At 39.5% G+C, this 24,642-nt stretch carries 27 protein-coding genes; 1 reads left to right on the forward strand and 26 read right to left on the reverse strand.

Annotated elements, in window-relative coordinates; all coding sequences use genetic code 11:
- The 21 genes from LI162_RS12690 to LI162_RS12785 form a co-directional block, all read right to left on the reverse strand.
- A partial coding sequence (locus LI162_RS12690) for an Rpn family recombination-promoting nuclease/putative transposase (RefSeq protein WP_226875905.1) occupies positions 1–268 on the reverse strand: 268 nt, incomplete at its 3' end.
- A gap of 772 nt (positions 269–1,040) precedes the next feature.
- Positions 1,041–1,271 carry a hypothetical protein gene (locus LI162_RS12695; protein ID WP_227156769.1) on the reverse strand — a complete coding sequence of 77 codons (231 nt, stop codon included), beginning with the start codon at positions 1,269–1,271 and terminating at the stop codon, positions 1,041–1,043.
- 5 nt (positions 1,272–1,276) lie between these two features.
- Positions 1,277–2,002 (reverse strand): acyltransferase family protein, encoded by a 726-nt coding sequence (locus LI162_RS12700; RefSeq protein WP_227156770.1) that lies wholly within the window; start codon positions 2,000–2,002, stop codon positions 1,277–1,279.
- A gap of 17 nt (positions 2,003–2,019) precedes the next feature.
- Complete coding sequence (locus LI162_RS12705; RefSeq protein ID WP_046438284.1) at positions 2,020–3,534, reverse strand: oligosaccharide flippase family protein; 1,515 nt, start codon at positions 3,532–3,534, stop codon at positions 2,020–2,022.
- Positions 3,521–3,814, reverse strand: a complete 294-nt coding sequence (locus tag LI162_RS12710) for a hypothetical protein (RefSeq protein ID WP_046438286.1) — start codon at positions 3,812–3,814, stop codon at positions 3,521–3,523. The genes LI162_RS12705 and LI162_RS12710 overlap by 14 nt, the downstream gene beginning before the upstream one ends.
- On the reverse strand, positions 3,811–4,863 hold the full coding sequence (locus tag LI162_RS12715) for an O-antigen polymerase (protein ID WP_227156771.1): 1,053 nt from the start codon (positions 4,861–4,863) through the stop codon (positions 3,811–3,813). Before LI162_RS12715 ends, LI162_RS12710 begins: the two co-directional genes overlap by 4 nt.
- Before the next feature lie 2 nt (positions 4,864–4,865).
- Entirely contained in the window at positions 4,866–6,077 is a 1,212-nt protein-coding gene (locus tag LI162_RS12720) for a glycosyltransferase (RefSeq protein ID WP_227156772.1), read from the reverse strand.
- An 18-nt stretch (positions 6,078–6,095) separates the two neighbouring features.
- Positions 6,096–7,151, reverse strand: a complete 1,056-nt coding sequence (locus LI162_RS12725; protein WP_020436233.1) for a glycosyltransferase — start codon at positions 7,149–7,151, stop codon at positions 6,096–6,098.
- 69 nt (positions 7,152–7,220) lie between these two features.
- Positions 7,221–7,736: a glycosyltransferase gene (locus LI162_RS12730; protein ID WP_226875911.1), complete on the reverse strand. Its 516-nt coding sequence runs from the start codon at positions 7,734–7,736 to the stop codon at positions 7,221–7,223.
- An 11-nt stretch (positions 7,737–7,747) separates the two neighbouring features.
- Positions 7,748–7,870 (reverse strand): hypothetical protein, encoded by a 123-nt coding sequence (locus LI162_RS15595; RefSeq protein WP_255616243.1) that lies wholly within the window; start codon positions 7,868–7,870, stop codon positions 7,748–7,750.
- Positions 7,871–7,890: 20 nt separating this feature from the next.
- Positions 7,891–8,118 carry a hypothetical protein gene (locus LI162_RS12735; protein WP_046438298.1) on the reverse strand — a complete coding sequence of 76 codons (228 nt, stop codon included), beginning with the start codon at positions 8,116–8,118 and terminating at the stop codon, positions 7,891–7,893.
- Complete coding sequence (locus tag LI162_RS12740) at positions 8,108–9,343, reverse strand: hypothetical protein (RefSeq protein ID WP_046438300.1); 1,236 nt, start codon at positions 9,341–9,343, stop codon at positions 8,108–8,110. The genes LI162_RS12735 and LI162_RS12740 overlap by 11 nt, the downstream gene beginning before the upstream one ends.
- Entirely contained in the window at positions 9,340–10,557 is a 1,218-nt protein-coding gene (locus LI162_RS12745; RefSeq protein WP_020436229.1) for a glycosyltransferase, read from the reverse strand. Before LI162_RS12745 ends, LI162_RS12740 begins: the two co-directional genes overlap by 4 nt.
- 84 nt (positions 10,558–10,641) lie before the next feature.
- A complete protein-coding gene (locus LI162_RS12750) occupies positions 10,642–11,214 on the reverse strand; it encodes an acyltransferase (RefSeq protein WP_046438303.1) in 573 nt (190 codons plus the stop codon).
- A 14-nt stretch (positions 11,215–11,228) separates the two neighbouring features.
- Positions 11,229–12,497 (reverse strand): glycosyltransferase family 4 protein, encoded by a 1,269-nt coding sequence (locus tag LI162_RS12755; protein WP_227156773.1) that lies wholly within the window; start codon positions 12,495–12,497, stop codon positions 11,229–11,231.
- Positions 12,498–12,723: 226 nt separating this feature from the next.
- Positions 12,724–14,166, reverse strand: coding sequence for a sugar transferase (locus LI162_RS12760; protein ID WP_227156774.1), 1,443 nt, complete (start codon positions 14,164–14,166; stop codon positions 12,724–12,726).
- A 141-nt stretch (positions 14,167–14,307) separates the two neighbouring features.
- Positions 14,308–15,003, reverse strand: a complete 696-nt coding sequence (locus LI162_RS12765) for a CpsD/CapB family tyrosine-protein kinase (RefSeq protein WP_227156775.1) — start codon at positions 15,001–15,003, stop codon at positions 14,308–14,310.
- A complete protein-coding gene (locus LI162_RS12770) occupies positions 15,004–15,765 on the reverse strand; it encodes a YveK family protein (RefSeq protein WP_117499200.1) in 762 nt (253 codons plus the stop codon). It lies immediately after the preceding gene.
- Positions 15,766–15,777: 12 nt separating this feature from the next.
- A complete protein-coding gene (locus LI162_RS12775) occupies positions 15,778–16,524 on the reverse strand; it encodes a CpsB/CapC family capsule biosynthesis tyrosine phosphatase (protein ID WP_227156776.1) in 747 nt (248 codons plus the stop codon).
- Between the two features lie 187 nt (positions 16,525–16,711).
- Positions 16,712–17,068 (reverse strand): stage V sporulation protein AE, encoded by a 357-nt coding sequence (spoVAE, locus tag LI162_RS12780; protein WP_117542369.1) that lies wholly within the window; start codon positions 17,066–17,068, stop codon positions 16,712–16,714.
- A gap of 71 nt (positions 17,069–17,139) precedes the next feature.
- Positions 17,140–18,195 (reverse strand): stage V sporulation protein AD, encoded by a 1,056-nt coding sequence (locus tag LI162_RS12785; RefSeq protein ID WP_227156784.1) that lies wholly within the window; start codon positions 18,193–18,195, stop codon positions 17,140–17,142.
- 166 nt (positions 18,196–18,361) lie between these two features.
- Here LI162_RS12785 and LI162_RS12790 point away from each other — a divergent pair, with 166 nt between their 5' ends.
- Complete coding sequence (locus LI162_RS12790; RefSeq protein ID WP_015528166.1) at positions 18,362–18,820, forward strand: SpoVA/SpoVAEb family sporulation membrane protein; 459 nt, start codon at positions 18,362–18,364, stop codon at positions 18,818–18,820.
- A 37-nt stretch (positions 18,821–18,857) separates the two neighbouring features.
- Here the strand turns inward: LI162_RS12790 and LI162_RS12795 are convergent, their stop codons facing one another.
- The 5 genes from LI162_RS12795 to LI162_RS12815 form a co-directional block, all read right to left on the reverse strand.
- Complete coding sequence (locus LI162_RS12795) at positions 18,858–20,075, reverse strand: carboxynorspermidine decarboxylase (RefSeq protein WP_227156777.1); 1,218 nt, start codon at positions 20,073–20,075, stop codon at positions 18,858–18,860.
- On the reverse strand, positions 20,075–21,334 hold the full coding sequence (locus LI162_RS12800; RefSeq protein WP_117499191.1) for a saccharopine dehydrogenase family protein: 1,260 nt from the start codon (positions 21,332–21,334) through the stop codon (positions 20,075–20,077). Before LI162_RS12800 ends, LI162_RS12795 begins: the two co-directional genes overlap by 1 nt.
- A gap of 80 nt (positions 21,335–21,414) precedes the next feature.
- Positions 21,415–22,272 (reverse strand): agmatinase, encoded by an 858-nt coding sequence (speB, locus tag LI162_RS12805; protein WP_227156778.1) that lies wholly within the window; start codon positions 22,270–22,272, stop codon positions 21,415–21,417.
- A gap of 3 nt (positions 22,273–22,275) precedes the next feature.
- Positions 22,276–23,130, reverse strand: a complete 855-nt coding sequence (gene speE / locus LI162_RS12810; protein ID WP_020436216.1) for a polyamine aminopropyltransferase — start codon at positions 23,128–23,130, stop codon at positions 22,276–22,278.
- A 5-nt stretch (positions 23,131–23,135) separates the two neighbouring features.
- The gene (locus LI162_RS12815; RefSeq protein ID WP_015528171.1) at positions 23,136–24,602 is read right to left on the reverse strand and encodes an aminotransferase class I/II-fold pyridoxal phosphate-dependent enzyme; all 1,467 of its coding nucleotides are present in this window, start codon (positions 24,600–24,602) and stop codon (positions 23,136–23,138) included.
- Positions 24,603–24,642: the final 40 nt, after the last annotated feature.

The following is a 24,642-nucleotide window of genomic DNA, read 5'->3' on the forward strand; positions in this document are numbered from 1 at the left end:
ATCCCTCACCTTCTTTGATCTCACCTGCATACATCTTACTCAGATAATAAACAGATCGATTTGCCCAGCAATCAAAGGCTTCTACCTGCATCTCAAAATCAATCTGTTCTCCATCCTTCAGTTTCACCCGGACATCTAAGATTCCATACTTATCATCTTTCGATTCTTTTCTGAGAATTGTAGGCATAAGTTCTGTGTTCTCCACCTCGCTGGATGGAACATTTAATAATGCTGCAATGATATTCTTACGGATGTTGTCATTCTGCATCTATTCCTTGAAGCAGAAATCTACCGTTGGAAGCATGATAAAGTCTTCCGGCTTCGCTTTCGATGCTTTACAATGTGATGATGCTTGCCTGGTTGATACACTTTTCTTGTTTTCTTTCATAGAATTCTCCTCTCTTCTGTGCAATGAATGATTGCCTGAAGTAGAGGATTCTAAAGTTATATTTATCTTAACACAAGATAGTTTTCTATGGAAGTAACTATCCCTTAAAATCAGATATTTGAGAAACAATAACGCGAAACTCACTCCATCACATAATCTTCAAACAATATTCATCTTTTTGGTTTTGTCATCGGATTATCTGCTCGAAAATCTGAGTTTTTTGAATAATTACCGATTTGGTTCATAGATCTTTTTACAGTTCATCAGAATGATGACTGCGTGGTATTAGATTAGCATGAGAATTCTATTATTGCAAGCTGAATTTTTTAATGCTCTAGTATTCGCAGATGTTGTGTTAATGTTGTGACCAGTAGCATACCTTCCGCGTCAATCCGCAAGTAGAAGAAGTGCCGGAATATCTAAGGACTATTCCAGCACTTCTTCTACTTCTTTACTGTACTTACAATGCTTTGTCTAAATACATCTTATCGTACATTAATAAAACTTTTATACATTATTCATTTTTGCTTTATGGGGTCTGACCACCAGTATGTCAATGCTTTATCGAACAATTAGCTTAATGGCATTGACCGGTACCTCATTGTTAGTGACAAGGAGCACGCACCAATAGCACCTCAGAGAGGGCACAAACTTATTTACCAAATGCAAACATAAAATGTCTTTCACAGATTTTTCCTACTGCTAAAACAATTAGCACTGCTACCACAAAAACAATCCAGCCCAAAATTTCCATAGGCAGTGGTAATAATCGGACAAGAATACCTCGCGTTCCCTGTACTATCGAAAAATGAACCACATAGACAATGATTGAATTTTTTCCACACCACTGTAAAAAGGCATTTTCATGCATCAACTTGGCCATATCACTTAAAACATAATATCCTCCGTTACCAAACTAATCAGTACATTACCATAACTATTTTCATACATCAAAACAGGTTTATTGTACAGCGACAATACTGTTATAAGCGCACAGCTGACAAGCAGTAGAACAATGTTGCCCTTCCCTGTAATCTTTTCACCTATTTGCTTATCCTTAAGAATCCTTCCCGCTTTATGTATCAAGTTCCCTGCAAGATAATACCCAAATGCAACTGGAGTCACAGCAATATATAATGGGCCAGACACTCCCTGTGGAACAACAATGGTATAAATTATACAAACACCAAGCAAGATACCTTCTGCTTCAATTAAGTAATTTTTACATATACGGGTTAGCACTTCCCAAGCAATGACCACTTGTGCCATCACAAGTAAAAACCACCATCTGAAAAAGCAATAAAAAATGCTAAGTTCCTCAGCTGTAGCTGTATGCAACACTAGCTTTCCAATAAAGAAATTATACAAAAGTGATAAGATTGCCAATGTAAGCTGCGGTATTAATAGTCTTTTGATTTTTTTCTTTATTACAGCACCAAAATTTCCTGTAATTTTTTCGTGAGCCAAATAGCCAGACAATATGAAAAAAACTGGCATATGAAATGACAATATAATTTTTGCAAAAAAATTATCACTTGTTCCAAGGGCGTGCTCTAAAACCACAAGAAGAATTGCTACTCCTCGAATAATATCAACTTGTTTGTTTCTCTCCATCCTCTTCTCCCTGTTTATTACCTATGTATAATCTGTTTTAACTTGTTTTTTGCCCATGCAAATTCTTCTGTCTTTCTCATGAAAATCAGTTCAACTAAAAGTACCGTCAAACCACTAATCACAATGCGCACGATAAGGCCCATAAACGATTCTGATACAAAAGAGCAGAGCATATATGAAAAAATCACGATCAGGACATTGCTCCCAATGATTCCAGCCTGCTGTTTGATATAATCCACCAAAGGTCTTTTAAATTTTTTCTTAAACAGAATGTACGGTTCCCACCATACAATTGTCAGAACTCTTGCGATTGCTGTCGCTCCAAGAATTCCTGCCATTCCAAAAGGCTTAGCTAATACTACGGACAATAGAATATTAAGAATCGCATTAATCACCATTGCATTTTTGCGTTCTTTAAAAAGACCCATTGTTTCGCAGAACATCCATGTTGGATCAAACGCATGTGTAACATAAAAAGTCGCAAGTATTGCAATCAGCACATCTTTTCCCAAAACATATTCACTACCAACCCAAATTGGTATAAAACCTTGGATTGCATTAAGAACACAGACTGAGCAAAAAATTGTTATAACGCCAAATAAGTAAACCATACCCTTAAACACACTATATGAGTGTTCCGAGTCGTTATCCGCATTCAGATTGCCAAGACTTGCAATCAAACCAGTTATCATCAAATTAATAAAAGTGGCAATGTAGTTGATAATCATGCTGTAGTTAGAATAAAACCCAACATATATCGTTCCAAGTAGCATCGAAATCAGAATATTATCTGTACTTGTTACTACAACATTTGAAACTTTATAAACAAACATAGACTTCACATCGCTGATCAAACCTTTTTTGTCTATAAGATTCGTTTCTTTTGTATACTCCTTTAAAAAGGGATAATATTTATTCGCTATTACATTGCAGACAACGTTCTGCATAACTGTAAAAAAGATTTGGATGATTAAATATGTCGTATAATTATTGTTAACATATAAAAAGGCAATCTGTAATACATACTGAAGTAACAAGCAGATTGTCGCTACAATGTTTCTGATGTACTCTTTTTGGTCTGCTCGAAGCAACGTCACCTTAAACATTACAAAATAAGATACCACTGAATTACACAGAAACAATAAATAGTACAGAACAACTTCATTGTGAGGTAGTGTACTTTTAACCAGTTGCCCTAAAAACGGAACGATGGCTAAACCAACCACTGTCACCGCTGCAGCTATATAGCGATATAATTTTCGATAATAACTTATGAGTTGCTTTAATTTTTCATGGTCATTATCATGTAAAACACCATATAAACTATACGTTAAAACATTTCCTATTCCCAGTTCCGCTAAGGACAATAGTGTAAGAATATTTGTATAAAGGCCGTTTACACCCGTGTACTCAGCCCCTAATTTTCTTACAAATATTGTCCTTGTCACAAAAGCTAAAACAAGTGTTATTAGCTGCTGTGCAAAACCAAATGAAACATTTCTAACGGAATTTGCACTTCTAGACTTTCCCATTCTTTTTTCCTCGTACACTTAATCCAATCAATGGCATGATCCAAAGATTGTGCAGCATCGTTGCTACAATATCTGATCTTCTCAGTTCCCACCATATTGATGCGAACAAAATAACATGTAACACATAGAAATATGCCAACTGATTGCTTATCGCTGGGTTTCTTTTTGCTTTTCTATATATTCTCACGGAAATTCCCGCAATAATCGCTGTAACAAAAACCACACCAAAATATCCGAAATCCTGCATAAAATAATAATACCAAGTCGGATATGCATTCATTCTCTGGTGAGCACCAACGACATAAAATTCTGCTGCGTATGTCTGTGCATTAAAAAAACTGGATTAATACGCTTAAATGACACAATCTGAATTATACAACTAAAACAACTGAGCAATCCGCTAAATATTGATTGTCCCCAATGCCAAACGGATATTCCTGATGCCACCGGATCTTTCATCATTACTTGCAAAAGAGCCGGTCCACAGCAGAAATAGCCTGCAACTACATTAAGGATAGATGCAAAAATCGTTCCTGAAAGTTTATGTCTCTGTATCGTTACACCACCAAGCACAACTATTGCTACAATAATAAGAAATTTAATTCTTCTTATTTTATTTTGTTTTTTTACTGACAATCCGGAATCTTCTGGAGACTTATTCAAACAGTATGCACTAATCATTGCAAGTGCAAAGTAAAATACTTCCCATCTGCCGACCGTTATAACAATAACTAGAATAAGATCAATAATGCTAGCAACTAGATGCCATCCTTTTATTTTTCCCTTTGCCCACAAAAAAACTTGAATGAACGAACAGGTCTGCATCGCCGGGAAAATTCCCAAGTGTAAAAAGAGGATTCTTTCGGCCGCTGTCATATAGCCCTCCTCCACACTATTTGCGATAATATTTCTCATTACAGACATTCCATAATTTTGCACATAAGATAATCCTCTGAGAAAAAGCGGGATACTTATTAACGTCAAGACCAGTTGAATCATTAACAGACGATTTCCCACTTTTCTATAATCTATTTCATCATCCTCATACTCTTCAGTGTATGTATTTACATATATTGAAGATTTGTTAATTGTTCCATACCCAATTAGCAGCCCACCAAAATCAAATGAAATCAATCCTACAAGCAATACTGTATAAACATCATTCCCTAATGGATACCATTCCATAGTATTGATCTGCAATACTATAGTCAAAATAAGCCACAAGGCATTATATAAAAAGATTGGATGAAGTGCCGAATGGTACTTGGCATAGCTTGCATAACAACCACAAAATGCAAAAAGTATAATAATAAATGCAATTATTGACACCTTTATCTCCCTTCCAATATACTTTCGAATAATTCAACGTACTCTTTGTACTTTTCATCACGCGAATATTTCATCGACCTATTTCTGCACTTTTCTTTGCTAAATGTCCCATCTTTTTTTACTTTGAAAATTGCTTGCTTTAATTCATCATAGTTATCTTTTTCAACAACTACACCCGTTTCCTGGTCGATTATTTCCGGACTTCCTCCAGTTCTATAAGTAATAACGCCCGTTCCACAAGCTAATGCCTCAATATTAGTTGTAGGAAAGTTCTCTTCACGAGTTGGATTCACAAAAACATCTGCTACCGAATAAATTTCTGCAAGTTCTTTTTGATTATTAGTACGTGTTATAGATATTATCGTCTCGGGCAACTTGTTTTTTTCCCTCTCATCAATTCCAACAATGACTATCTGATATTCCTCTGGCAAATCCTCTGCTAATTTCACAAACACATCTAATCCTTTACGAGGTGCCCATGAACTTGCGACTCCTAGAATTATGAATTTATTTTCTATTTGGTATTTCTTCCTGAAGTCTGATTGAATAGGTCTGAATGTATCCAAATCTATTCCATTATTAATCACTCTCACTGGATATTCTGCCAAAAAAGATTTTTTCACTTCATTGCCAAGCCATTCTGAAGGAGAAACCAACGTAATATTTGCGCCGGTAAACCACTGTTTCTTCTTCTCAAACATCTCCTTACTGCGGTCAACATCGCTATATGGATATTTAGCAGTCTGTGGACAATCATAACAACCCGTCATCCATTTATTACAGTGAACAAAATCATAATATGGACAGTGTCCTGTATATGCCCAGCAGTCATGCAATGTCCACACAACCGGTATATTTTTCTTTTTCACATAATCAAAAAGCATTGGCAAATTGATATAGCAATTATGCAAATTGTGAAAATGAATAAAATCCGGCTGAAGCTTATCTATTTTTTTCAAAAACTGCGCAGTTGTAAAATGCGAAAAGCAGCCATTATATCCTGTTTTCTTTGCAAGTAATAAATGAATTTTTTTGTCAAGTTTACTTCCTATGTATATATGATTTTTCGATTCAATCCTTTTTTCATTGCCATGAACTGCTGAGCATGTATAAACCGTAAATCCATGTTTTCTAGCAGTTTCTGCAATCATAAACATGATACGGCCAGTGCTCCCAACTGTACTACTGTTTATTTCCACTATGCACTTGACCATAGTTATTTCCTCCTGTTTTTAGCAATGTTGAAGGCTATTTATATAAGTTGCACGGACATTTTCATAGCCATATTTTTCACACAGCTTCTTATTATTCTTTTTAATTGCATCAATTTTTCCAGCAGTAACTTTAGCCAAGTCAATTTGCTGTAACTCATCTATTGAATCATATTCTATCCCGGCAATTCCCAGCTGTCGCAACAAAAATTTAGGTCCAATTACTATGTTACCAAGAAAAATCGATTCCAACACTACACCACTACTCCGGTTAGAATAGCTTTCTTCTCTATATGGCAAAAGTACAAATCTATGCTTAGCAAGTTCTCTATAGTATGCATCATCATCCAAACGTATATTTTCAATTCTGATGTTTTTATGTGCTTTTGTCACAACTTCCTTATAAGTACTTTGACTTGCGAACTTTCCACAGATTATTAAGGCTTCTCCATTTGCATTAAAGGCTTCTATTGCGCCTATAATATCTTTACCCTCATTGATTTCTCCGCAAATATAAACATCCTTTTGTTTTTCTTTCACAAAGTACTTGTCATACTTTCTTTTATCAAACCAATAATCTGGAACATACTGATGCTTATCTCTTTTCAGTTCTACATTCGTATGAAACACACAATTAATTTTTTTGACTGCACAATTGTAAATAAAGTTTTTCAGATTTTTCTTGCTATAAAAGTCCAAATAATTTGTAGCAAAAATTTTCTGTCTTTTTTTCTTTTTTGAAAAAAGCAGTCCGACATAAAGCCAAAAATCAGTATTCACAAACCAAACTGTTGATTCGTTATTTACAATATTGCGGACAGCACGAATCTTCTTAATATATAATCCTATTTTCTTAAATTTACTCGATTGTCTCTGTGGAGAAGATTCATATGGAAGAACACTTGCAATACAGCTATCATCAAAAAACTGAGCATACGGTGGTGTTACAACCATACTTACATCGTAGCTATCAGATAACATTTCCTTTGTTTCTTTTAACGTCTTAGCTGTATGTCCTGTCACCTCACCTTTTGAATCGCAATATCCTATATAATCCACAAGTGTTATCCTATTCATTTTTATTTTCTCCTATCACTTTATAATTCACTTTAAAAATTTAATATCATCAACTTTCTATAAACATTTTTATATTTCAAAAATTGTTCTGTAGCCCGTATTTTTTGCTTTACTATTACTTACATCTATTGCATACTGATGTGCTTTTTCTACGGCATTTTGAAATTCTTCCTGCTTCATAACCGCATATTTCTCAACTGCATTTACGAAAGCACTCTTATTTTCTAAAGAAAAAACATACCCTACACCTTGTGATTCAAAATCTCGCCATGGAGTTTGATCGCTTATAATACACGGACACCCTGCTGAAAGAGCCTCCTGGATAACGTGTCCAAAATTCTCACCCAATGTTGGAAAAAGAAAAACATGATAATGTTTTAATGTTTCTACAACGCTTTCTGAGTCAAGATTTCCCTTCCACTCCCATTTTACATTGCTTGGGAGTTTTCTTAGTTCTTGCTTACACTCTTTCCAATATTCTTCGGTATGTGCTGGTCCATATATCGTAAATTCGATATCCGATTTTGTTTCCTCCAAAATTTCAATTGCATATTTTAAATTCTTTTTAGGCGCAATTCGTGAAATCCATACAACTTTTAAATTTCCAGCTTTTTTTCCTTCTTAACATTTGCTTCATCAACTTTTCGAGGTAAATCCTCTGCAATAAAAAACTGCTTATCAGTTGCCTTTACTTGCTGCCTTCGCAATCGAATAATCATGTGTTAGCATTACCACATCCTTACTTATAGTAACGCCCCCCGATATGTATCATAGAATAATTTGCCCCATCAAAATATGCTGATGGAGCTATATACTCTTGTCCACCACCACGTAATTCCGTACAAATATCAATTCCCCTCATCTTTAAATATTTAGGGTAATTTTTTTGATAAAATGAACCCGGAATTTTTTCTGTCATCTTAATCAAATTTCCTAATAATGTTAAAAAAACTTTTTTAAGAAACATTTCCTTCATCCTCTTTTTTCATTAAAATAAATACTATAACAAAAAGTAACAAGCCATTATTAAAGTAGTGTCCATATCTTAATAATCTAAGGAAGAAATAAGTAATACACATATTTCCAACTATAGATTCAAAAGTTCCATCTCGTTTTGGCCAAAATCTAAACAAAAAGCCTACAACTCCGGCCAGCCCCAAAAGCCCAAGTTCTGAGATAATCCTTAGTAAAAGCGAATTTGCATCTTCCTTATTAAAAAAGAACACTACATTTGAAACTGGAAGATCTTTAATAAATCTCTCATACGAAATTGGGTGAGAACCGATTCCTCCACCTAAACCACATGAATCAGCAAAACTTTTTAGTGCTATTTTTAAATTTATAATTATTGTTTGGCTGCTTATATTTGCTGTGGCCAAGCTTTGTGAATCATCTGAAATCAAAGCCAATGTATCATTAATTCGCTCATTAAAATCCCCAATTTTGGTATATGCAATCATAAAGGCTGCAATACCCAAAATAAAAATTATAATCTGTTTTGGATTATGCTTATATTCTAACCAAATAAAAATCACGCCAATAAATATTCCAATATATCCTGCCGATGAGAAAGTTGCCACATAACCCAATAAAATAATAATCGCTTCTTTTTTAGAAATAAAAAGAGCCAATTCTTGTTTTGATTTGCCCCAAAATAGATAGATCGCCATAAATGCCATTGGCAGTAAAATCAATGCACATTCTGATGGTTCTTGAAATATAGTTGATGCTCTAAAAACTGAATTCGCAGGCGCAAGTTGTCCTTTTACCAACCATCTCAAATCATAAATCACACTAATATGTGCATAAAAAGCCACCTGTTGGATTAAGGCAAATACAGCTATTATAATTGCAAATTTTTTATACACCAAAAGAACGTCTAGGGCATCATCCTTATTCTTAACTATCGTTTTATAAAAAAGGTAACTAACAATTATACCTGCCAATTGTTTTACCGCTAAAAATATTGTATCTCTTCCTAACAGCACACAAATTCCTGTATGCAATACAAGAATCAACAATAACGCTATAAAGCTTTGGCTAATTCTCACTTTTCTGGCTGCAAATAGCAACAACACTATTTGTATTGCCATAATATATTCCGGTTGTATTATTCCACATAAAAACACAAGAAGCACACTTATAACCAATAGTGTTGGCTTCACTACACTAAACTGAGTTGTTTTTTTCATTTACCGCATTCCTTATTTACAATTCTGCTATATAGATCCAAATATTTTTGATACTGGAAGTCTTTCTCATATCTTTTTGCGTTATCAACGATTTTTTCTTTGATTAAGGGATTGCCACTCATTTCCTGAATCACTTTCCATACTTGCTTAATATTGTTTGCCTCAACAATTCTTCCGCTATCCTCACTTACAACTTCCGGCAACGCAGTGCAATTATAGACAACTGCTGGTGTTCCACAAGCCATCGCCTCCACTGTTGGAAGACCAAATGTTTCCTCAATGCTTGCATTGAATAAGACATCTGCAGCAGAGTAAAATTCCACCAGTTCATTGACATCTTTTGTTCTAGATAAACCAATTATATTATTCGGGAGTTTTTTTATCTGTTGTTTACTCAATCCGACCAGGACAATCACATAATCAGATGTTATCAACTTGTTCAATTCAATAAAATCTTTCAAGCCTTTGTTAATTGACCATGTACTTGCTACTCCGAGAATTATTTTGCGATTTTTAATTCCTAACTTTTCTTTTATATTTGATTTTGTCGGTTTAAAAATCGAAGTATCTATACCGTTATATATTGTTTCAATTGGATACTGACTCAAGTAGGACTGTCTGGTTATATCTTCCAACCATTTTGATACCGTAACTATATGCATATCCTTTACATCAGTAAATAACTGCTTCTTTCTCAAGTAGTTACTTTCGCTACGATCAACATAACTAGCTGGATACGAATGCCTCTGCGGACAGTCATGGCATTGAGTTTTCCATCTATCACACTTTATCGCTGAAAAATGGCAACAATGTCCCGTAAAAGCCCAGCAATCGTGTAATGTCCAGACCACCGGCTTACCACTTGATTTTAAATAGTTAAATAATATTTCTACATTAATATAGTAACCGTGTAAATTATGTAAATGAATCACATCCGGGTCATATCGTTTGATTTGCTCTATTAATTTTATAGTTGCACTTTTAGAAAAGAATCCTGCCCTATCAGTAATTCGCGTAAGTAGTGCATCTATATACACATTTTGCTTTGTTCCAATAACATAGTGTGGAATACCGGCAGAAATAGTATTTCTCGCATATGCTACAAGTCCCTGATGGCCATTATTTTTCAGCACATTATACAAGTCGACTGCAATCCGACCCGTACTTAAATTTCCAAATATATTAATTTGGAGAACCTTCATATTTTTCACCATATTCTGAATTTTCCATCTTTAATTCAGCCTTCTATCATATCTATCTTTTCTCTCATACTTTGGACAACATTATTTTGCCTTAATTTACAGTTTCTTAATAACTCTCGCCGGGTTTCCCGCAATCACGCAGTTATCCTCAAACTTCCCAGCAACCACAGCACCGGCACCGACCACACATCCATCACCCAGCACTGTGCCTTTTAGGATGATACTATTGCACCCAATGAAGCAGTTCCTGCCGATTTTAATTTCTCGGCTCGGCACTTGATTACTGTCACCACCGTTTTCATCTCGTAGCAATTTATTTCTCACTTCTGCTTCGATAGGATGAAAGTCATTGTCCAGAATCTTGCAGTTCCCACCAATGCAAGTATTCTCACCAATCGTGATCTTCTTCCGGGCATAGATTGTTACTCCACTTATCCCAACATTGTCACCAATCTCAATCGCTGCTCCCGGAGCGCGAGTCACAATAATCGTCCGGCTGTAAAGCCCAACCAAGTTACTAAGGAAGCTGCTCTTGATAGTGACATTTTCACCAATCTTCAGCTTGGCACCGCCTTTGTTGAAGATGATCGGTACACCCTTCAGCAAGAGGTTCCTTCCATATTCAACTTTTGTCATCTTCATAACCAGCTTAAACCAGTTACTGTTCATACCTCTCGCCTCCTTTACAACTCCAGAATCTCTTCCGCATACTTTCTCACCGACACAGCCCTAGTCAGATTCTTCTCCAGATTCTCACGACCTCTAGTTCCCATTGCCTTCAGTTCGCCACTTCCAGCATTTTCAATGAACCAGCGGATGTTCTCCTCGACCTTGTCATACTCACCCGGCTCACAACAAAGACCACCGTGCATATCTTCAATCAGACATCGAACCTCGGAACCTTCTTCAAGCACTCCTAATATCGGCTTAGCCGCAGCCATTATTCCGTATGCCTTCGATGGGCAACTCACGCCCTTAATTCGTTTTGCATTCACACACCAATGAACATCACCTGCATTCAAAGAATATATAAGGTCTACCTTATCCTGATACGGAATGAATACCACATTGTCCATATGATGCTCTTTCACATACAGCACCAACTTATCCAGCACAGAACCTGCACCAACAAAAGCAAATACAACCTCTCGGCCATCTGTAGTCTTGGTACCCGGCTTAATTCTCTCCACAACCTTCATCAGATTTTCTAGGTCATAGTACAATCCAATATTGCCTGAATACATAATGATGAACTTACCATCCAAACCGTACTTCTTCTTGAAAGCAACAACTCTTTCATTGTTCTCATCCAGCGGATAGATTTCATTCTCATCGATCCAGTTGTTGATCATGACAGTCTTAGGAACCTTCTTTCCTTTGAAACGATTCTCCACCGTCTCCGCCAGATCACGACCAACCGTGATTATCAAGTCACTACGCTTGCAACTGAACTTGTCAAACCACATCATGGCATCAGTAACAAACTTGCTCTTGGTGTAACCAACAGCCAGCACCTGCTCCGGGTTGAAATCCTGAATGTTATAAATGTACTTGGCGTGCTTCACCCACTTACCCCAAACACCCAGCAGACCTCCAAGAATCGGAGGCTGAGAAATGGAGAACACATAATCCATTTTTCCAACCTTGAAAGTTGCCCCCATTGCCCCAAAGAAATAGGAAACAATATTCTTCACACGGCTCTTTTTATTGGCCTTACTGAACTCCGGCACTCGAATTCGCAGAACCTTCACGCCATTGATTTCTTCTTCGTAATATTTCTGTGTCTTATATTTATCCTCAATCGTCCCTAAGTAACTCGGCACCACGCAAATGATCGTGATGTTGAACTTATCCAGCATACCCTCCGCCAGTTCACGGAGAATCTGCCCCGTTGACGCAGTATCCGGAATATAGTAATGAGCATAAATCAGAAGATTTTTCTTATTTGACATTCCTATAATTTCCTCTTGCTTTTTTCTCGTATAGCTATACGTTCAATCCCTCAAAAAAAGAAAAACATCTCACCAAACTCCATTCCACTCCCAAGCACCCCTGTCTTCCCTCTCCGCTTATTTCTCCCTATAGCTATACGTTCAATATCAATAACACCTGCAGTTTCCCCTCTCGGTTCCACTGCAGATCATCATTCATTCTACTTCATCTCTTCCATCCATTCCATCACTTGGATCCGCTGCCCTTAAGCACGACCCCGACGGTCTTGAACAGAATCTTAATATCCATTCCGATATTCCAGTTCTTGACATATTCCATATCAAGCTTCACAACTTCCTCAAAATCAGTGATATCACTTCTTCCGCTCACCTGCCACATTCCGGTCAGTCCTGGCTTCACGGCAAGTCTTCCGCGGTGATATGGCTCATACTGTTTCCACTCATCTACTGTTGGTGGACGGGTTCCTACGAGACTCATATCTCCTTTAAGTACATTCCAGAACTGCGGGAATTCATCCAAAGATGTCTTACGGATAAACCAGCCAAGTCCATGCTTGCTTCCATCCGCTCCGCTTCCGATGATTCTTGGGTCATTCTCCATCTTGAACATGAGCCCCTTCATCTCGTTCTGTTTCATCAGTTCTTTCTTGCGTTCCTCTGCATCCATATACATGCTTCGGAATTTATAGATTTTAAATAATTTTCCGTTTTTTCCTACTCTCATCTGAGAGAAGAAGATTGGCCCCGGTGAAGCAATATAGATTGCCGGAGCAAGGAATATTGTAATGATACCTGTCAGAATCATTCCAACGATTCCGCCACAGATGTCCATCGTTCTCTTCATCATAGCCTGTCGTGAGGAAATCACTCTGACGCTGGAAGTCAGGACTGTATATCCACCCATACGGTTAATAAACTGATTTCCTGTCCATCCCGTTCTGTTATCCAGACATTCGTGAACTGTAATTCCCATGTTCACGCATGTTTCAAACAAATCTTCCGGTATCAATGTTTTCTTCTTAATTCCAACCAAAAGAGCATCAACCCATCTTGTCTGTATGTATTCAGTTACTGTATCGATCTTACTTACGACCGGAATTCCTTCGATCAATTCATTTTCTTCCGGTTCGCGGTCTGCAAGTACGATTCCGACAATATCGAATTCATTAAATACATTCTGTTCCACTCGTTTTAACATGGAATCTATTTCATCACTTGTTGAAACAAGAAGCATATTTATTTTTGAATAGAGCATATTGCCATGTTTCAGTAAATATTTCTTCCATATGATTCGCACCACATAAACCAAAATAACTGACATTGGAATAAATGATGTAATCACAAGACGTGAGGTCATGCTTCCCTGTTTACTCATAAAGAGATATACGATTACAAGCGCACTCACGATAAACACATGCTTTAATACATTCTTAAACTCTACAAAGTATCCTCTTCTCATGATTCCATGATATGGCTCTGTAAAGAAAGCAGTGCAAATGTCTACCAGTGCGATGAAAATCCCGATATTCAGATATAATCCGTTATGATACAGATTATCCATTCCCATACGCAATACAAAACTGCTTACATAAGCCAGCTGTAATGCGACAAGATCTAATATGATGAAATCCCAGTGCTTCAACCAACTGTTACTGTTCTTCCTGTACATTCTCCTCGTACACCCTTTTCCCCTGATAGTCTTCTGTCTGACTACATAACAAAACATCTGATTTTATTCATCTTAAATGTTTTGTCTGTAATTCCCCTGTAAAATGGAATATGCAGCGGATATTCTCCACTGCATATCCGACTATTCCTGTTTGCTTTTACCATAGTAGTATGAATTATACTTACTATAATATTTCTCTTTCTTCATATCCACTTTATTCAATACTGCACCGAGAAGCTTACATCCACTCTTTACAAGCTGATCTTTTGCTTTCATAGCATCTCTTCTGCTTACTGCTTCGCTCTCGATTACGAGGATTGCACCATCACACTGTTTTGCTACGATTGCTGCATCACTCATATTGATGATCGGTGGTGTATCGATTAAAACATAATCATAGGCTTTTCTCGTCTCTTCAATCAGTCTGCTGAAACGTCCCTGCTCCAAAAGTTCTGATGGGTTCGGAGCGTACGGACCGGAAAAGATAATCTCAAGATTACGGTAATTTGTAGAATAAATCACTTCCTCCAAAGCAACCTGTCCACTTAAATACTGTGACAGTCCACTGGTCTTCTGTTTGATCTGATAACGTTTGATATAACTGGATTTACGAATATCTGCATCTATGATCAGAACTCTCTTTCCCATCTTTCCAATCTCTACTGCAAGCTGGAAAGCCACGTCACTTTTTCCTTCATTCGGATAACAGCTTGTGATAACAATACTCTTTGTCTCGACACCGCTGAACTGCATATTTGTACGGAGGGTTTTAATAGCCTCTTCATAGAAGACGTCTTCTTTTCTGGAGTCCGTCATCATAACTCTCTGAATTGCCATTTATTTTTTCCTCCTTTTTTTCTTCTTTTTCTTTTGTGCTGCCTTGCTTGAATTGCGAGATCCTTTTCCTGTAATGTAGTCTTTTCTATCCGGAATACTTGCCAGTGTTGTCAGACCAAGGTAGTTCTCGATATCTTCCTCTGATTTGATTGTATCATCCATCAGTGTGAGAAGGATAATAATACCTGCGGAAAGAACCAGACCAGCCAGTGCTCCGATCAGCACATTCTTCTTTGTACTAGGACTTGTCTGGATTGTCGGCACTTCACCTTCTTCAATAATCTTCGGCGGTGTTACTTCCATCTTGTCTCCGATAAAGTCAGCTGATGTCTTTGCCAGCGTGTCAGCAATCTTCTTTGCCATCTCTGGATCTTTGTCTATTGCTGTAACGGAAAGAAGACGTGTATCACTTGGATTCTCTACGGTGATACATTCCTTCAACTCTTTATATGTCATATCCAGATTTAGTTCATCTACTACGTCCTGCAATACCGTACGGCTTGTGATCAGGATGTTGTAGTCTTTCGTCAACTGAGTACCGATCTGCAGATCAGCCAGTGAAGAAAGTGTGGTTTCCTTTGTGAGAACAAGCATCGTAGATGTTGCGCTGTAAACAGGTGTCATCAAAAGCTTTGTTGCTGCTCCGGCAATCACTGCTCCAGCCAATATAGCCGCAAGAATTACCAGAATGTGCTTTTTCAATGCGTAGAATAGTTCTCTGAGGTCAATCTCGACCTCGTCGTCATCATGCGTCTTTCCCATCTTTACTCCCCTTTATTTTATTATTTTGCCTTCTGCAATGCGAAGTGCATTCTCTTTTGTTATCTGTCTGAGGTAAGTACTGTCTAAATGCTTCCTCATCCAGCTCATTGCCTCTTTTGTATCAGGCATTCTGTTCCCGATATTGTGCATATCGGTTCCCATGAAATGAATATTCCTTTTTTTCAGATTATCCTTACACCAGCGTGCTGTCGAATCCTTCCAGTCACCACTGACGGATCTGTAATTCATCTGGATCAATGCTTCCAGGTCAATCAGTTCTTCTACACGCTTGCCTTTTCTAAGACAGCGGTATCTCTCTGCATGAGCAACTACCGGAGCATACCCTGCTCTTGACAGATTCCTCACTGCTGTACATATCTCAGAATACGGTACTGAAGGCATAAACTCAACCAATACATAATTACTTTCTGCCAACGTAAGCAGTTTTCCCTCTTCAAGCAGACGTATAACACTATTAGAATAAAAAATCTCCTGTCCTGTCCAGATTCGAATTGGCTGTCTTCGCTTTATCTTCCCATCCGGACCTTTCACCGGACGGTTTGCGCGGCTCATCAGCTCATCCCGAAGACGTCTCAACTTCTCCGGATCTCTGTTTGGAAACGCTTTGGAATAATGTGAAGTTGCAAACACATCTGTGATTCCCTGTCTTCTTGCCATAGAAAGCATATGAAGACTTTCTTTCATCGAAGACGCTCCATCATCAACTCCAGGCAAGATATGGCTATGTATATCAATCATCTTTAACTCGTCCTTTTACATAATGAAAGAGACACCTGAGATAAAAAATCTGTCCTGCCGTGCCTCCTTGTATCGTCTTATCTTATTGCCTTTAACACCCAATTAATGATATTTTATTTTTCTTTTACTGTCAAGTTATTTTCATGCATATTTTTATGAACCTTATAACATTATTGTGATTTCTTGTTTATTTCTTCATTTTTGGTTCAAAAATCAATGAAGCCAGGTATCCGAAAATCAGTGCTGCACTGATTCCGGCGGCACTTGCCTTGAACCCTCCCAGAAAGATTCCGAGGAATCCGTTTTTATCAACAGCTTCCTTCACACCTTTCCACAGGACATTTCCGAATCCAAGAAGTGGAACGCTTGCACCTGCTCCTGAAAATTTTACAAATGGTTCGTATGCTCCAATAAATCCAAGCACTGCGCCTGTACAGACGAGTAATACCATAACACGTCCCGGCATCAGCTTTGTTCTGTCCAGAAGAATCTGCACTGCAGCACAGATGAGACCTCCGATTAAAAATGCTTTTATATAATCCATTTTTCTATTCCTTTTCTTTTTTTAACACACACTTAGCACATTTTTTACTTCTTCCTATTATATAGGGCTTTTCAACAGTGTTCGATCATAATTGCATGCGCAATTCCAGGCACACTTGCTCCTTCATTGAAGCTGACTGTTGACATCAATGCACCGGTCGGCACGAAGAGTATCTTTCTCCATTCTCCATTCTCAAGCTTTGGCAGAATATATGAAGCCAGTGTTGATGCCGCGCATCCACAGCCGCTTCCTCCGGCATGTGTATCCTGTGTCTCCTGGTCAAAGATTGTCATTCCACAATCCATATGCTTTTTTCTGATATCATATCCTCTGCTTTTCATCAGGTCAAAAAGTATGGATTGACCAATATATCCAAGATCACCTGTTATGATCTGATCGTAATCCTCCTGGGTTCGTCCAAGATCCTGAAAATTGCGGTAAATGGTATCGGTTGCAGCCGGAGCCATACATGCCCCCATGTTCTGCGAATCCTTCAAGCCAAAGTCCACGATCTTCCCTATCGTAACGCCGGTGATCCGAATATGCCGGAACTGGGATTTTCTTTGACGTTGCTTATCGGAATGTATTTTATTCAGATGGCTTCCTACAAGGAAAGCCCCACTGGCTGTCACGGTCCAGTGTGCGGAAAGTGGTCTCTGGTTCGCATATCCTAACGGAAATCGAAATTCTTTCTCTGCACTTCCGAAATGGCTGGATGTTACTGCCAGCATGTAATCTCCGTATCCTGCTGCCACACTCATTGCTGCTAATGCCAGTGCTTCTCCTGATGTGGAACATGCGCCATACAGGCCGAATATGGGAATCTGCAGATCTTCAACGCCCATAGAAGTTGCAATCCCTTGTCTGAGAAGATCTCCACCAAAGAGATACCGCACAGACTTCGGATCTACATGCGACTTTCCAAGTGTCAGTACACAAGCTTCCTTCTGCATGTTGCTTTCGGCTTCCTCCCAGGTCTCTGCTCCAAACAGGTCATCCTCATTTGTCAGATCGAAATATTTTCCAATCGGTCCCTGCGCTTCTTTGCTTCCGGCAACAGATGCTGCGCTTAGAAGATAAGGTGCTTTTGTGAATACAATGCTCTGTGCTCCACGAAGCTGGGACAGATGAAAAGGACCACATTCTGATTCAACTGCCCGGTTTTTGTTTCCCGTATCATTCATATCATTTCCTCATTTCTGATGTTTCATTATTTATTTTTAAGGATATTATTTTCATTTTGTGAAAAACTATGTGTAGAATTTGAAAACAAAAAAAGAAGGGATTTCATTTATGGACAAAATAGAACAATTAAAACAACAGAAACAATATGAAGCCTATGTCAAAAAGAAAACACCACAGCACAATGTGTGGTTCAACATGATGAAGGCGTTCTTCCTTGGTGGAACGATCTGCCTGATCGGACAATGTATTTATCATTTCTGTGAATTAAAAAAACTTTCCCCGGATGACTGCAGCAGCTGGACTTCTATTCTGCTCATTCTCCTTAGTATCCTTCTCACCGGTACCGGAATTTATCCACTGCTTGCCAAATGGGGCGGTGCCGGTGCACTTGTTCCGATTACCGGCTTTGCCAACTCTGTTGCTGCACCTGCGATTGAATATAAGAAGGAGGGTCAGGTTTTTGGTATTGGTTGTAAGATCTTCACGATTGCCGGACCGGTGATCCTGTATGGAATTGTGACAAGCTGGGCGCTTGGAGTTGTATATTGGGTATGGACGTTGATGTGAAACAAGAAATGTGTTAGATAAATGTATTAGGAAGCCGCTATTCACGGCTTCCTAATCTTTCTTTAAAATCTGTATAATCAAATGCAGTTAGCTGCTGCATGGTTCTGTCAGCATGTCTGATCCAGATATCCGGTAATGGCATCCCGTTAAATGTATTATTTTTGCAAGTCGTATAAATCGCCATATCTCCAAACAGAAGGAGATCTCCGTATTCCGGTAGTTTGCTGAATTTATAGTCTCCAATGATATCCCCTGACAGGCAGGTTGGACCTCCTAGTCGGACTGTAATCCCACTATCTGTTGTCTCATCCGATGCGCCAAGAAGTGGTGGACGATAAGGCATTTCCAGTACATCCGGCATATGGCAGGCGGCGCTGGCATCTATGATTGCAATCTGTGTGTCTCCATTTTTCAGAACATCCAGCACACTGGTCAGAAGAAATCCTGCATTCAATGCCCAGGCTTCTCCCGGCTCCAGATAAACCTCAACCTTCCATTCTTCCTGTGCCATTCGAATGCATTGCTCCAGTCGCTCAATATCATATCCGGGTCTTGTAATATGATGACCACCGCCAAAATTGATCCATTTCACTTTGACAATCAAATCACCGAACTGTTTCTTTACGGAAGCAAGGGTTGTCTCCAGATCATCCGAGTCCTGCTCACAGAGGGTATGGAAATGAACCCCATCCAAAAGTTCCATCAACTCCGGATTCTTCACAATTGCTTCATCCCACTGTACTCTTGTTGTACCCATGCGGCTTCCCGGTGCACAAGGGTCATAAATCTCATGTCCCTCCTGGGTAGAGCATTCCGGATTGATCCTGAGTCCCACGCTTTTTCCTGCCTCTTTCGCCATTCTTCCAAAGCGAAGAAGCTGGGACGGAGAATTAAATACAATATGATCGGCATACTGAAGAAGTTCCTCGAATTCATCCGCCCGGTACCCTGCACAGAATACATGAACTTCTTTTCCAGGCATTTCCTCTGCCCCTAGTCTTGCCTCATACAATCCACTGGCCTCTGTACCCGCCAGATACGGTTCAAAAAAAGGATAACAATCATAATTACTGAATGCTTTCTGTGCCAGAAGCATCTTACATCCTGTCCGTTCTGCTACTTCACCGAGCAGTTTTGCGTTTTCTATAAGTGCTTTTTCATCCAGTATATAACAAGGTGTTTTGATGTTCTGAAATTCCGGCGGAATAATTCCGCCGGTGGCTGTAAATGGTGCTCTTTTATCTAATCTTTCCATCAGTCTACCAACTTCGGATCATGATTTTCACTGCGTGGCAGACCATAACGGTCAAGTGCATCCAGGAACGGATCCGGATCAAATTCCTCTACGGTATATACACCTGGTCTGATCCATTTTCCAGTCAGCATCATCAATGCTCCGCACATTGCCGGAACACCTGTTGTATAACTGATTGCCTGGCTTCCAACCTCATGGTAGCATTCCTGATGATCGCATACGTTATAGATATAGTAAGTCTTCTCTTTTCCATCTTTTACACCGGTAAAAATACAGCCGATATTTGTTTTTCCTTTTGTGCGTGGACCAAGACTTGCCGGATCCGGAAGAAGTTCTTTCAGGAACTGGATCGGAACGATTTCCTGTCCATTGTACTGGATCGGTGTTGTAGAAAGCATTCCCACATCCTCAAGACAACGCATATGATCCAGATAGCTTTGTCCAAAAGTCATAAAGAAACGAATACGTTTCACACCTGGAATTGTTTTTGCAAGAGACTCTATTTCCTCATGGTGAAGCAGATACATGTCCTTGTCTCCGACCTGATCAAAGTTGTATTCTCTCTTAATATCCATCGGCGGGATTTCTACCCAATGTCCATTTTCCCAGTAACTTCCCGGTGCACTTACTTCACGAAGATTGATTTCCGGATTAAAGTTTGTCGCAAATGCATATCCATGATCACCACCATTGCAGTCCAGAATGTCAATGGTATCAATCTGATCAAATTCATGTTTTAATGCGTATGCACAATATGCCTGTGTAACACCCGGGTCAAATCCGCATCCAAGCAGTGCTGTAAGACCTGCATCTTCAAATTTTTTGCGGTATGCCCACTGCCAGGAATAATCAAAATATGCTGAAAATCCTTCTTCTTTACAGCGTTTTTCGTAAATTGCACGCCACTTCGGATCATCCGTATCTTCCGGCTCGTAGTTTGCTGTATCCATATAATTTACACCACATGCCAGACACGCATCCATAATCGTCAGATCCTGATATGGAAGCGCAATGTTCATTACCAGATCCGGTTTGTAATCATTGATCAGTTCGATCAGCTGATCCACATCGTCTGCATCAACCTTGGCTGTCGTAAGAACTGTTTTTGTCTTTCCTTTCAGCTTTTCTGCAAGTGCATCACATTTTTCCTTTGTACGGCTTGCAATACAAAGTTCTGTGAAGACCTCATCTGCCTGACAACATTTCTGAATTGCTACACTGGCTACTCCTCCGCAGCCGATTACAAGTACTCTGCTCATAACTCTTCTCCTTTTCTTGACATGTAACTGTTTTCTTCAACAGTTGTATATTTATAATTGCTCTCTTATAAGTTGCCGGTTTATTTTGCAATTGCAAGAAGCAGTTCACGAAGAACCTTACATGCTGTTGCGGTTGAGACACCACTTGCATCCAGCATAGGGGCAAGTTCATTCACATCCGCTCCTACTACATTTGCCTGTGCAACTGTACGGATGGCTTCAAGAAGTTCTAAGAAAGTTACTCCCCCCGCCTCCGGAGTCCCTGTTCCCGGAAATACTGCCGGATCCAGACAATCCAGATCAATTGTAAAATAAATTGGTACATTTTTCTCTTTCAGTTCTCTTACAGTCTCTTCCAGTCCGTCAAAAGAAAGTGGATGGAAATCTGTATGCTGCGCGGCAAATCTAAATTCTTCTCTCTCTCCGCTTCGGATACAGAACTGATGAATACGTCCGTCTCCCAGAAGATCATGGCATCTTCGCAGAACGCATGCATGACTCAATCTGGCTCCCAGATAATCATCCCTTAAATCTGCATGTGCATCAAAATGGATGATATGTAGATCCGGATATTTCGCAGCTACAGCGCGTACTGCTGCCAGCGTCACCAGATGTTCTCCTCCCAGAAGCAATGGAAATTTATTTGATTTCAATATTTCTTCTGCTCTCTTTTGAATATCCGAAAGCGCCATTTCACTGCTTCCAAAGCAAAGTTCCAGATCCCCGCTGTCAAATACACTGATATCCATAAGATCTCTGTCCTGATATGGACTGTAAGTTTCAAGTCCGAAACTCTCATGACGCATAGCTGCCGGACCGAATCTTGCGCCCGGACGAAAACTTGTCGTCGAATCAAACGGCGCACCATAAAGGACAATCGATGCTTCCTCAAAGCTGCTTTCGCATCCGATAAAAGTTTCTATATTCGGTAAAATCATGAATTATTCCTCCACTTCTTTCAGCATATCTTCCAGAAATGCCGGAAGGTAAAATGCTCCTTTATGGAGTCTTGTTGTATAGTAACGTGTACGAAGATTTAATGCATTCCATGCTTCTGCGTCCAGATCATCTACGGGATGATATTTTTTGCTGGCAAATCCAAACAACCAGTAACCTGCGGCAAATGTTGGGATATGTGCCTGATAAACACGACTGATCTGAAATGTACTGGCAATTCTTTTATGGCTTCGCTGCATTGCATGTGCATCTTCTGCGTAGAATGGACTTCCCTGCTGGTTGACCATAATTCCATCCTCTTTCAGCGCATTGTAACAATTCCCATAAAATTCGCGGGTAAACAATCCTTCCGATGGGCCAAACGGATCAGAAGAATCTACGATAATAAGATCATATTTTGCCTCGCATCTTCGGATAAAACGGAGTGCATTTTCGTAATGAAGATGTACTCTTCTGTCATCCAGTCTGCATGCATTTTCCGGAAGGTATGCACGACATGCCTCGACAACCATCGGATCCATTTCTACCAGATCAATGTGCCTGACCCTGTCGTATCTGGTCAGTTCACGAACGACACCGCCATCTCCGGCTCCAATCACCATTATCTCTTTTGCTTCTTTATGGATCGCCATCGGCACATGCGTGATCATCTCGTCATAAATAAATTCGTCACGCTCCGTCAGCATTACATTTCCGTCCAGAGTCAGAACACGGCCAAATTCCGGTGTCTCAAAAATATCAATTCTCTGATAATCACTCTGTCTGGAAAAGAGCTGACGATTTACCCGGATACTGTGTTTCACATCCGGTGTATGGAATTCTGAAAACCACATTTCCATTGTTATTACCTCCCTGTCAGAACATTCAGTTTCAAAATATCCGGATCTTCCGGTCCGGTCATATTACAACCCTTCGCTTTTGCATACTCGATATAATCCAGAATTTCTGCTGTAATGCGTTCCCCAGGCGCAAGGATCGGAATTCCAGGCGGATAACACATCACAAATTCACTACAGACCATACCTTCTGTTTCCCTGAGTGGCAGACTGCACTTATCTGCATAAAAAGCATCCTGTGGGCTGGTCACTACCTGAGGATCAATATATTCCTGACTCAGAAGTCCTGTTCCGTCTGTCTGAAAACGTCTGCGGATCTCTGCAAGTGCACTCACAAGCCGTTCTACTTCCTGTGCGCGGTCTCCGATCGAAAGGTAGGCAAGAATATTTCCGATATCTCCAAATTCAATCTGAATGTCGTATTCGTCACGCAGAATATCATAAACTTCAATCCCAGCAAGTCCGATATCTAACGTATGTACACTTAATTTTGTAATATCAAAATCAAAAACAGAATTTCCATTTACCAGTTCTTTTCCAAATGCATAATAACCACCGATTGCATTGATTTCTTCTCTGGCATATTCTGCCATATCTGCCACCTGATGGAAAATCTGACGGCCACGCTGTGCAAGATTCCTTCTTGAAATGTCAAGACTCGACATCAGAAGATAGCTTCCTGATGTTGTCTGTGTCAGATTGATGATCTGCCGCACATACCCGGCATGTACGTCCGGACCTGTAAGAAGCAGACTCGACTGTGTAAGACTGCCTCCGCTTTTGTGCATGGATACAGACGCCATGTCTGCACCTGCCTCCATAGCTGAAACAGGAAGTCCGCCACCGAAATAAAAATGTGTTCCATGCGCTTCGTCTACCAGACACATCATTCCTGCCTCATGTGCCATCTTGACAATTGCTCGCAGATCACTGCATATTCCATAGTAAGTCGGATTATTTACTAACACTGCGACTGCCTTTGGATGTTCTTTTATCGCTTTTGCTACCTGTTCTCTCTGCATTCCCAGGGAAATCCCAAGCCGCTGGTCTACCTCCGGATTTACATAAACAGGGATCGCACCACATAAAACAAGTGCATTCAACACACTTCTGTGAACATTACGTGGCAATATGATCTCATCTCCACGTTTGCAGGCAGTCAGAACCATTGTCTGTACAGAACTTGTCGTGCCCCCTACCATTAAAAATGCATGTGCTGCTCCAAAGGCATCTGCTGCCAGTTCTTCTGCTTCCCGTATTACAGATACCGGATGGCAGAGATTGTCCAGTGGTTTCATACTGTTGACATCGACGCCTACACATTTTTGTCCGAGAAATTCTGTCAGCTCCGGATTTCCTCTTCCCCGTTTATGACCAGGGACATCAAATGGCACAACTCTCATTCGCCGGAAAGTCTCCAGAGCCTCATGGATCGGTGCATGATTCTGGTTTAATTTAAAACGACTCCCTTTCATATTTCCTCTCTTTCCAGGTTCCTTTGTCAAAACACTTTCT

This window comes from Mediterraneibacter sp. 210702-DFI.3.120 (assembly GCF_020561005.1).
Taxonomy (GTDB): Bacteria; Bacillota; Clostridia; order Lachnospirales; family Lachnospiraceae; genus Mediterraneibacter; species Mediterraneibacter faecis.

Excerpts from the sequence above, each read along its gene's own strand:
- LI162_RS12695 (WP_227156769.1), bottom strand. The coding sequence starts at position 1,271 with ATGGCCAAGTTGATGCATGAAAATGCCTTTTTACAGTGGTGTGGAAAA.
- LI162_RS12700 (WP_227156770.1), bottom strand. The coding sequence starts at position 2,002 with ATGGAGAGAAACAAACAAGTTGATATTATTCGAGGAGTAGCAATTCTT.
- LI162_RS12705 (WP_046438284.1), bottom strand. The coding sequence starts at position 3,534 with ATGGGAAAGTCTAGAAGTGCAAATTCCGTTAGAAATGTTTCATTTGGT.
- LI162_RS12710 (WP_046438286.1), bottom strand. The coding sequence starts at position 3,814 with ATGAATGCATATCCGACTTGGTATTATTATTTTATGCAGGATTTCGGA.
- LI162_RS12720 (WP_227156772.1), bottom strand. The coding sequence starts at position 6,077 with ATGGTCAAGTGCATAGTGGAAATAAACAGTAGTACAGTTGGGAGCACT.
- LI162_RS12725 (WP_020436233.1), bottom strand. The coding sequence starts at position 7,151 with ATGAATAGGATAACACTTGTGGATTATATAGGATATTGCGATTCAAAA.
- LI162_RS15595 (WP_255616243.1), bottom strand. The coding sequence starts at position 7,870 with ATGATTATTCGATTGCGAAGGCAGCAAGTAAAGGCAACTGATAAGCAG.
- LI162_RS12735 (WP_046438298.1), bottom strand. The coding sequence starts at position 8,118 with ATGTTTCTTAAAAAAGTTTTTTTAACATTATTAGGAAATTTGATTAAG.
- LI162_RS12740 (WP_046438300.1), bottom strand. The coding sequence starts at position 9,343 with ATGAAAAAAACAACTCAGTTTAGTGTAGTGAAGCCAACACTATTGGTT.
- LI162_RS12745 (WP_020436229.1), bottom strand. The coding sequence starts at position 10,557 with ATGGTGAAAAATATGAAGGTTCTCCAAATTAATATATTTGGAAATTTA.
- LI162_RS12750 (WP_046438303.1), bottom strand. The coding sequence starts at position 11,214 with ATGAACAGTAACTGGTTTAAGCTGGTTATGAAGATGACAAAAGTTGAA.
- LI162_RS12755 (WP_227156773.1), bottom strand. The coding sequence starts at position 12,497 with ATGTCAAATAAGAAAAATCTTCTGATTTATGCTCATTACTATATTCCG.
- LI162_RS12760 (WP_227156774.1), bottom strand. The coding sequence starts at position 14,166 with ATGTACAGGAAGAACAGTAACAGTTGGTTGAAGCACTGGGATTTCATC.
- LI162_RS12765 (WP_227156775.1), bottom strand. The coding sequence starts at position 15,003 with ATGGCAATTCAGAGAGTTATGATGACGGACTCCAGAAAAGAAGACGTC.
- LI162_RS12770 (WP_117499200.1), bottom strand. The coding sequence starts at position 15,765 with ATGGGAAAGACGCATGATGACGACGAGGTCGAGATTGACCTCAGAGAA.
- LI162_RS12775 (WP_227156776.1), bottom strand. The coding sequence starts at position 16,524 with ATGATTGATATACATAGCCATATCTTGCCTGGAGTTGATGATGGAGCG.
- spoVAE (WP_117542369.1), bottom strand. The coding sequence starts at position 17,068 with ATGGATTATATAAAAGCATTTTTAATCGGAGGTCTCATCTGTGCTGCA.
- LI162_RS12790 (WP_015528166.1), top strand. The coding sequence starts at position 18,362 with ATGGACAAAATAGAACAATTAAAACAACAGAAACAATATGAAGCCTAT.
- LI162_RS12795 (WP_227156777.1), bottom strand. The coding sequence starts at position 20,075 with ATGGAAAGATTAGATAAAAGAGCACCATTTACAGCCACCGGCGGAATT.
- LI162_RS12800 (WP_117499191.1), bottom strand. The coding sequence starts at position 21,334 with ATGAGCAGAGTACTTGTAATCGGCTGCGGAGGAGTAGCCAGTGTAGCA.
- speB (WP_227156778.1), bottom strand. The coding sequence starts at position 22,272 with ATGATTTTACCGAATATAGAAACTTTTATCGGATGCGAAAGCAGCTTT.
- speE (WP_020436216.1), bottom strand. The coding sequence starts at position 23,130 with ATGGAAATGTGGTTTTCAGAATTCCATACACCGGATGTGAAACACAGT.
- LI162_RS12815 (WP_015528171.1), bottom strand. The coding sequence starts at position 24,602 with ATGAAAGGGAGTCGTTTTAAATTAAACCAGAATCATGCACCGATCCAT.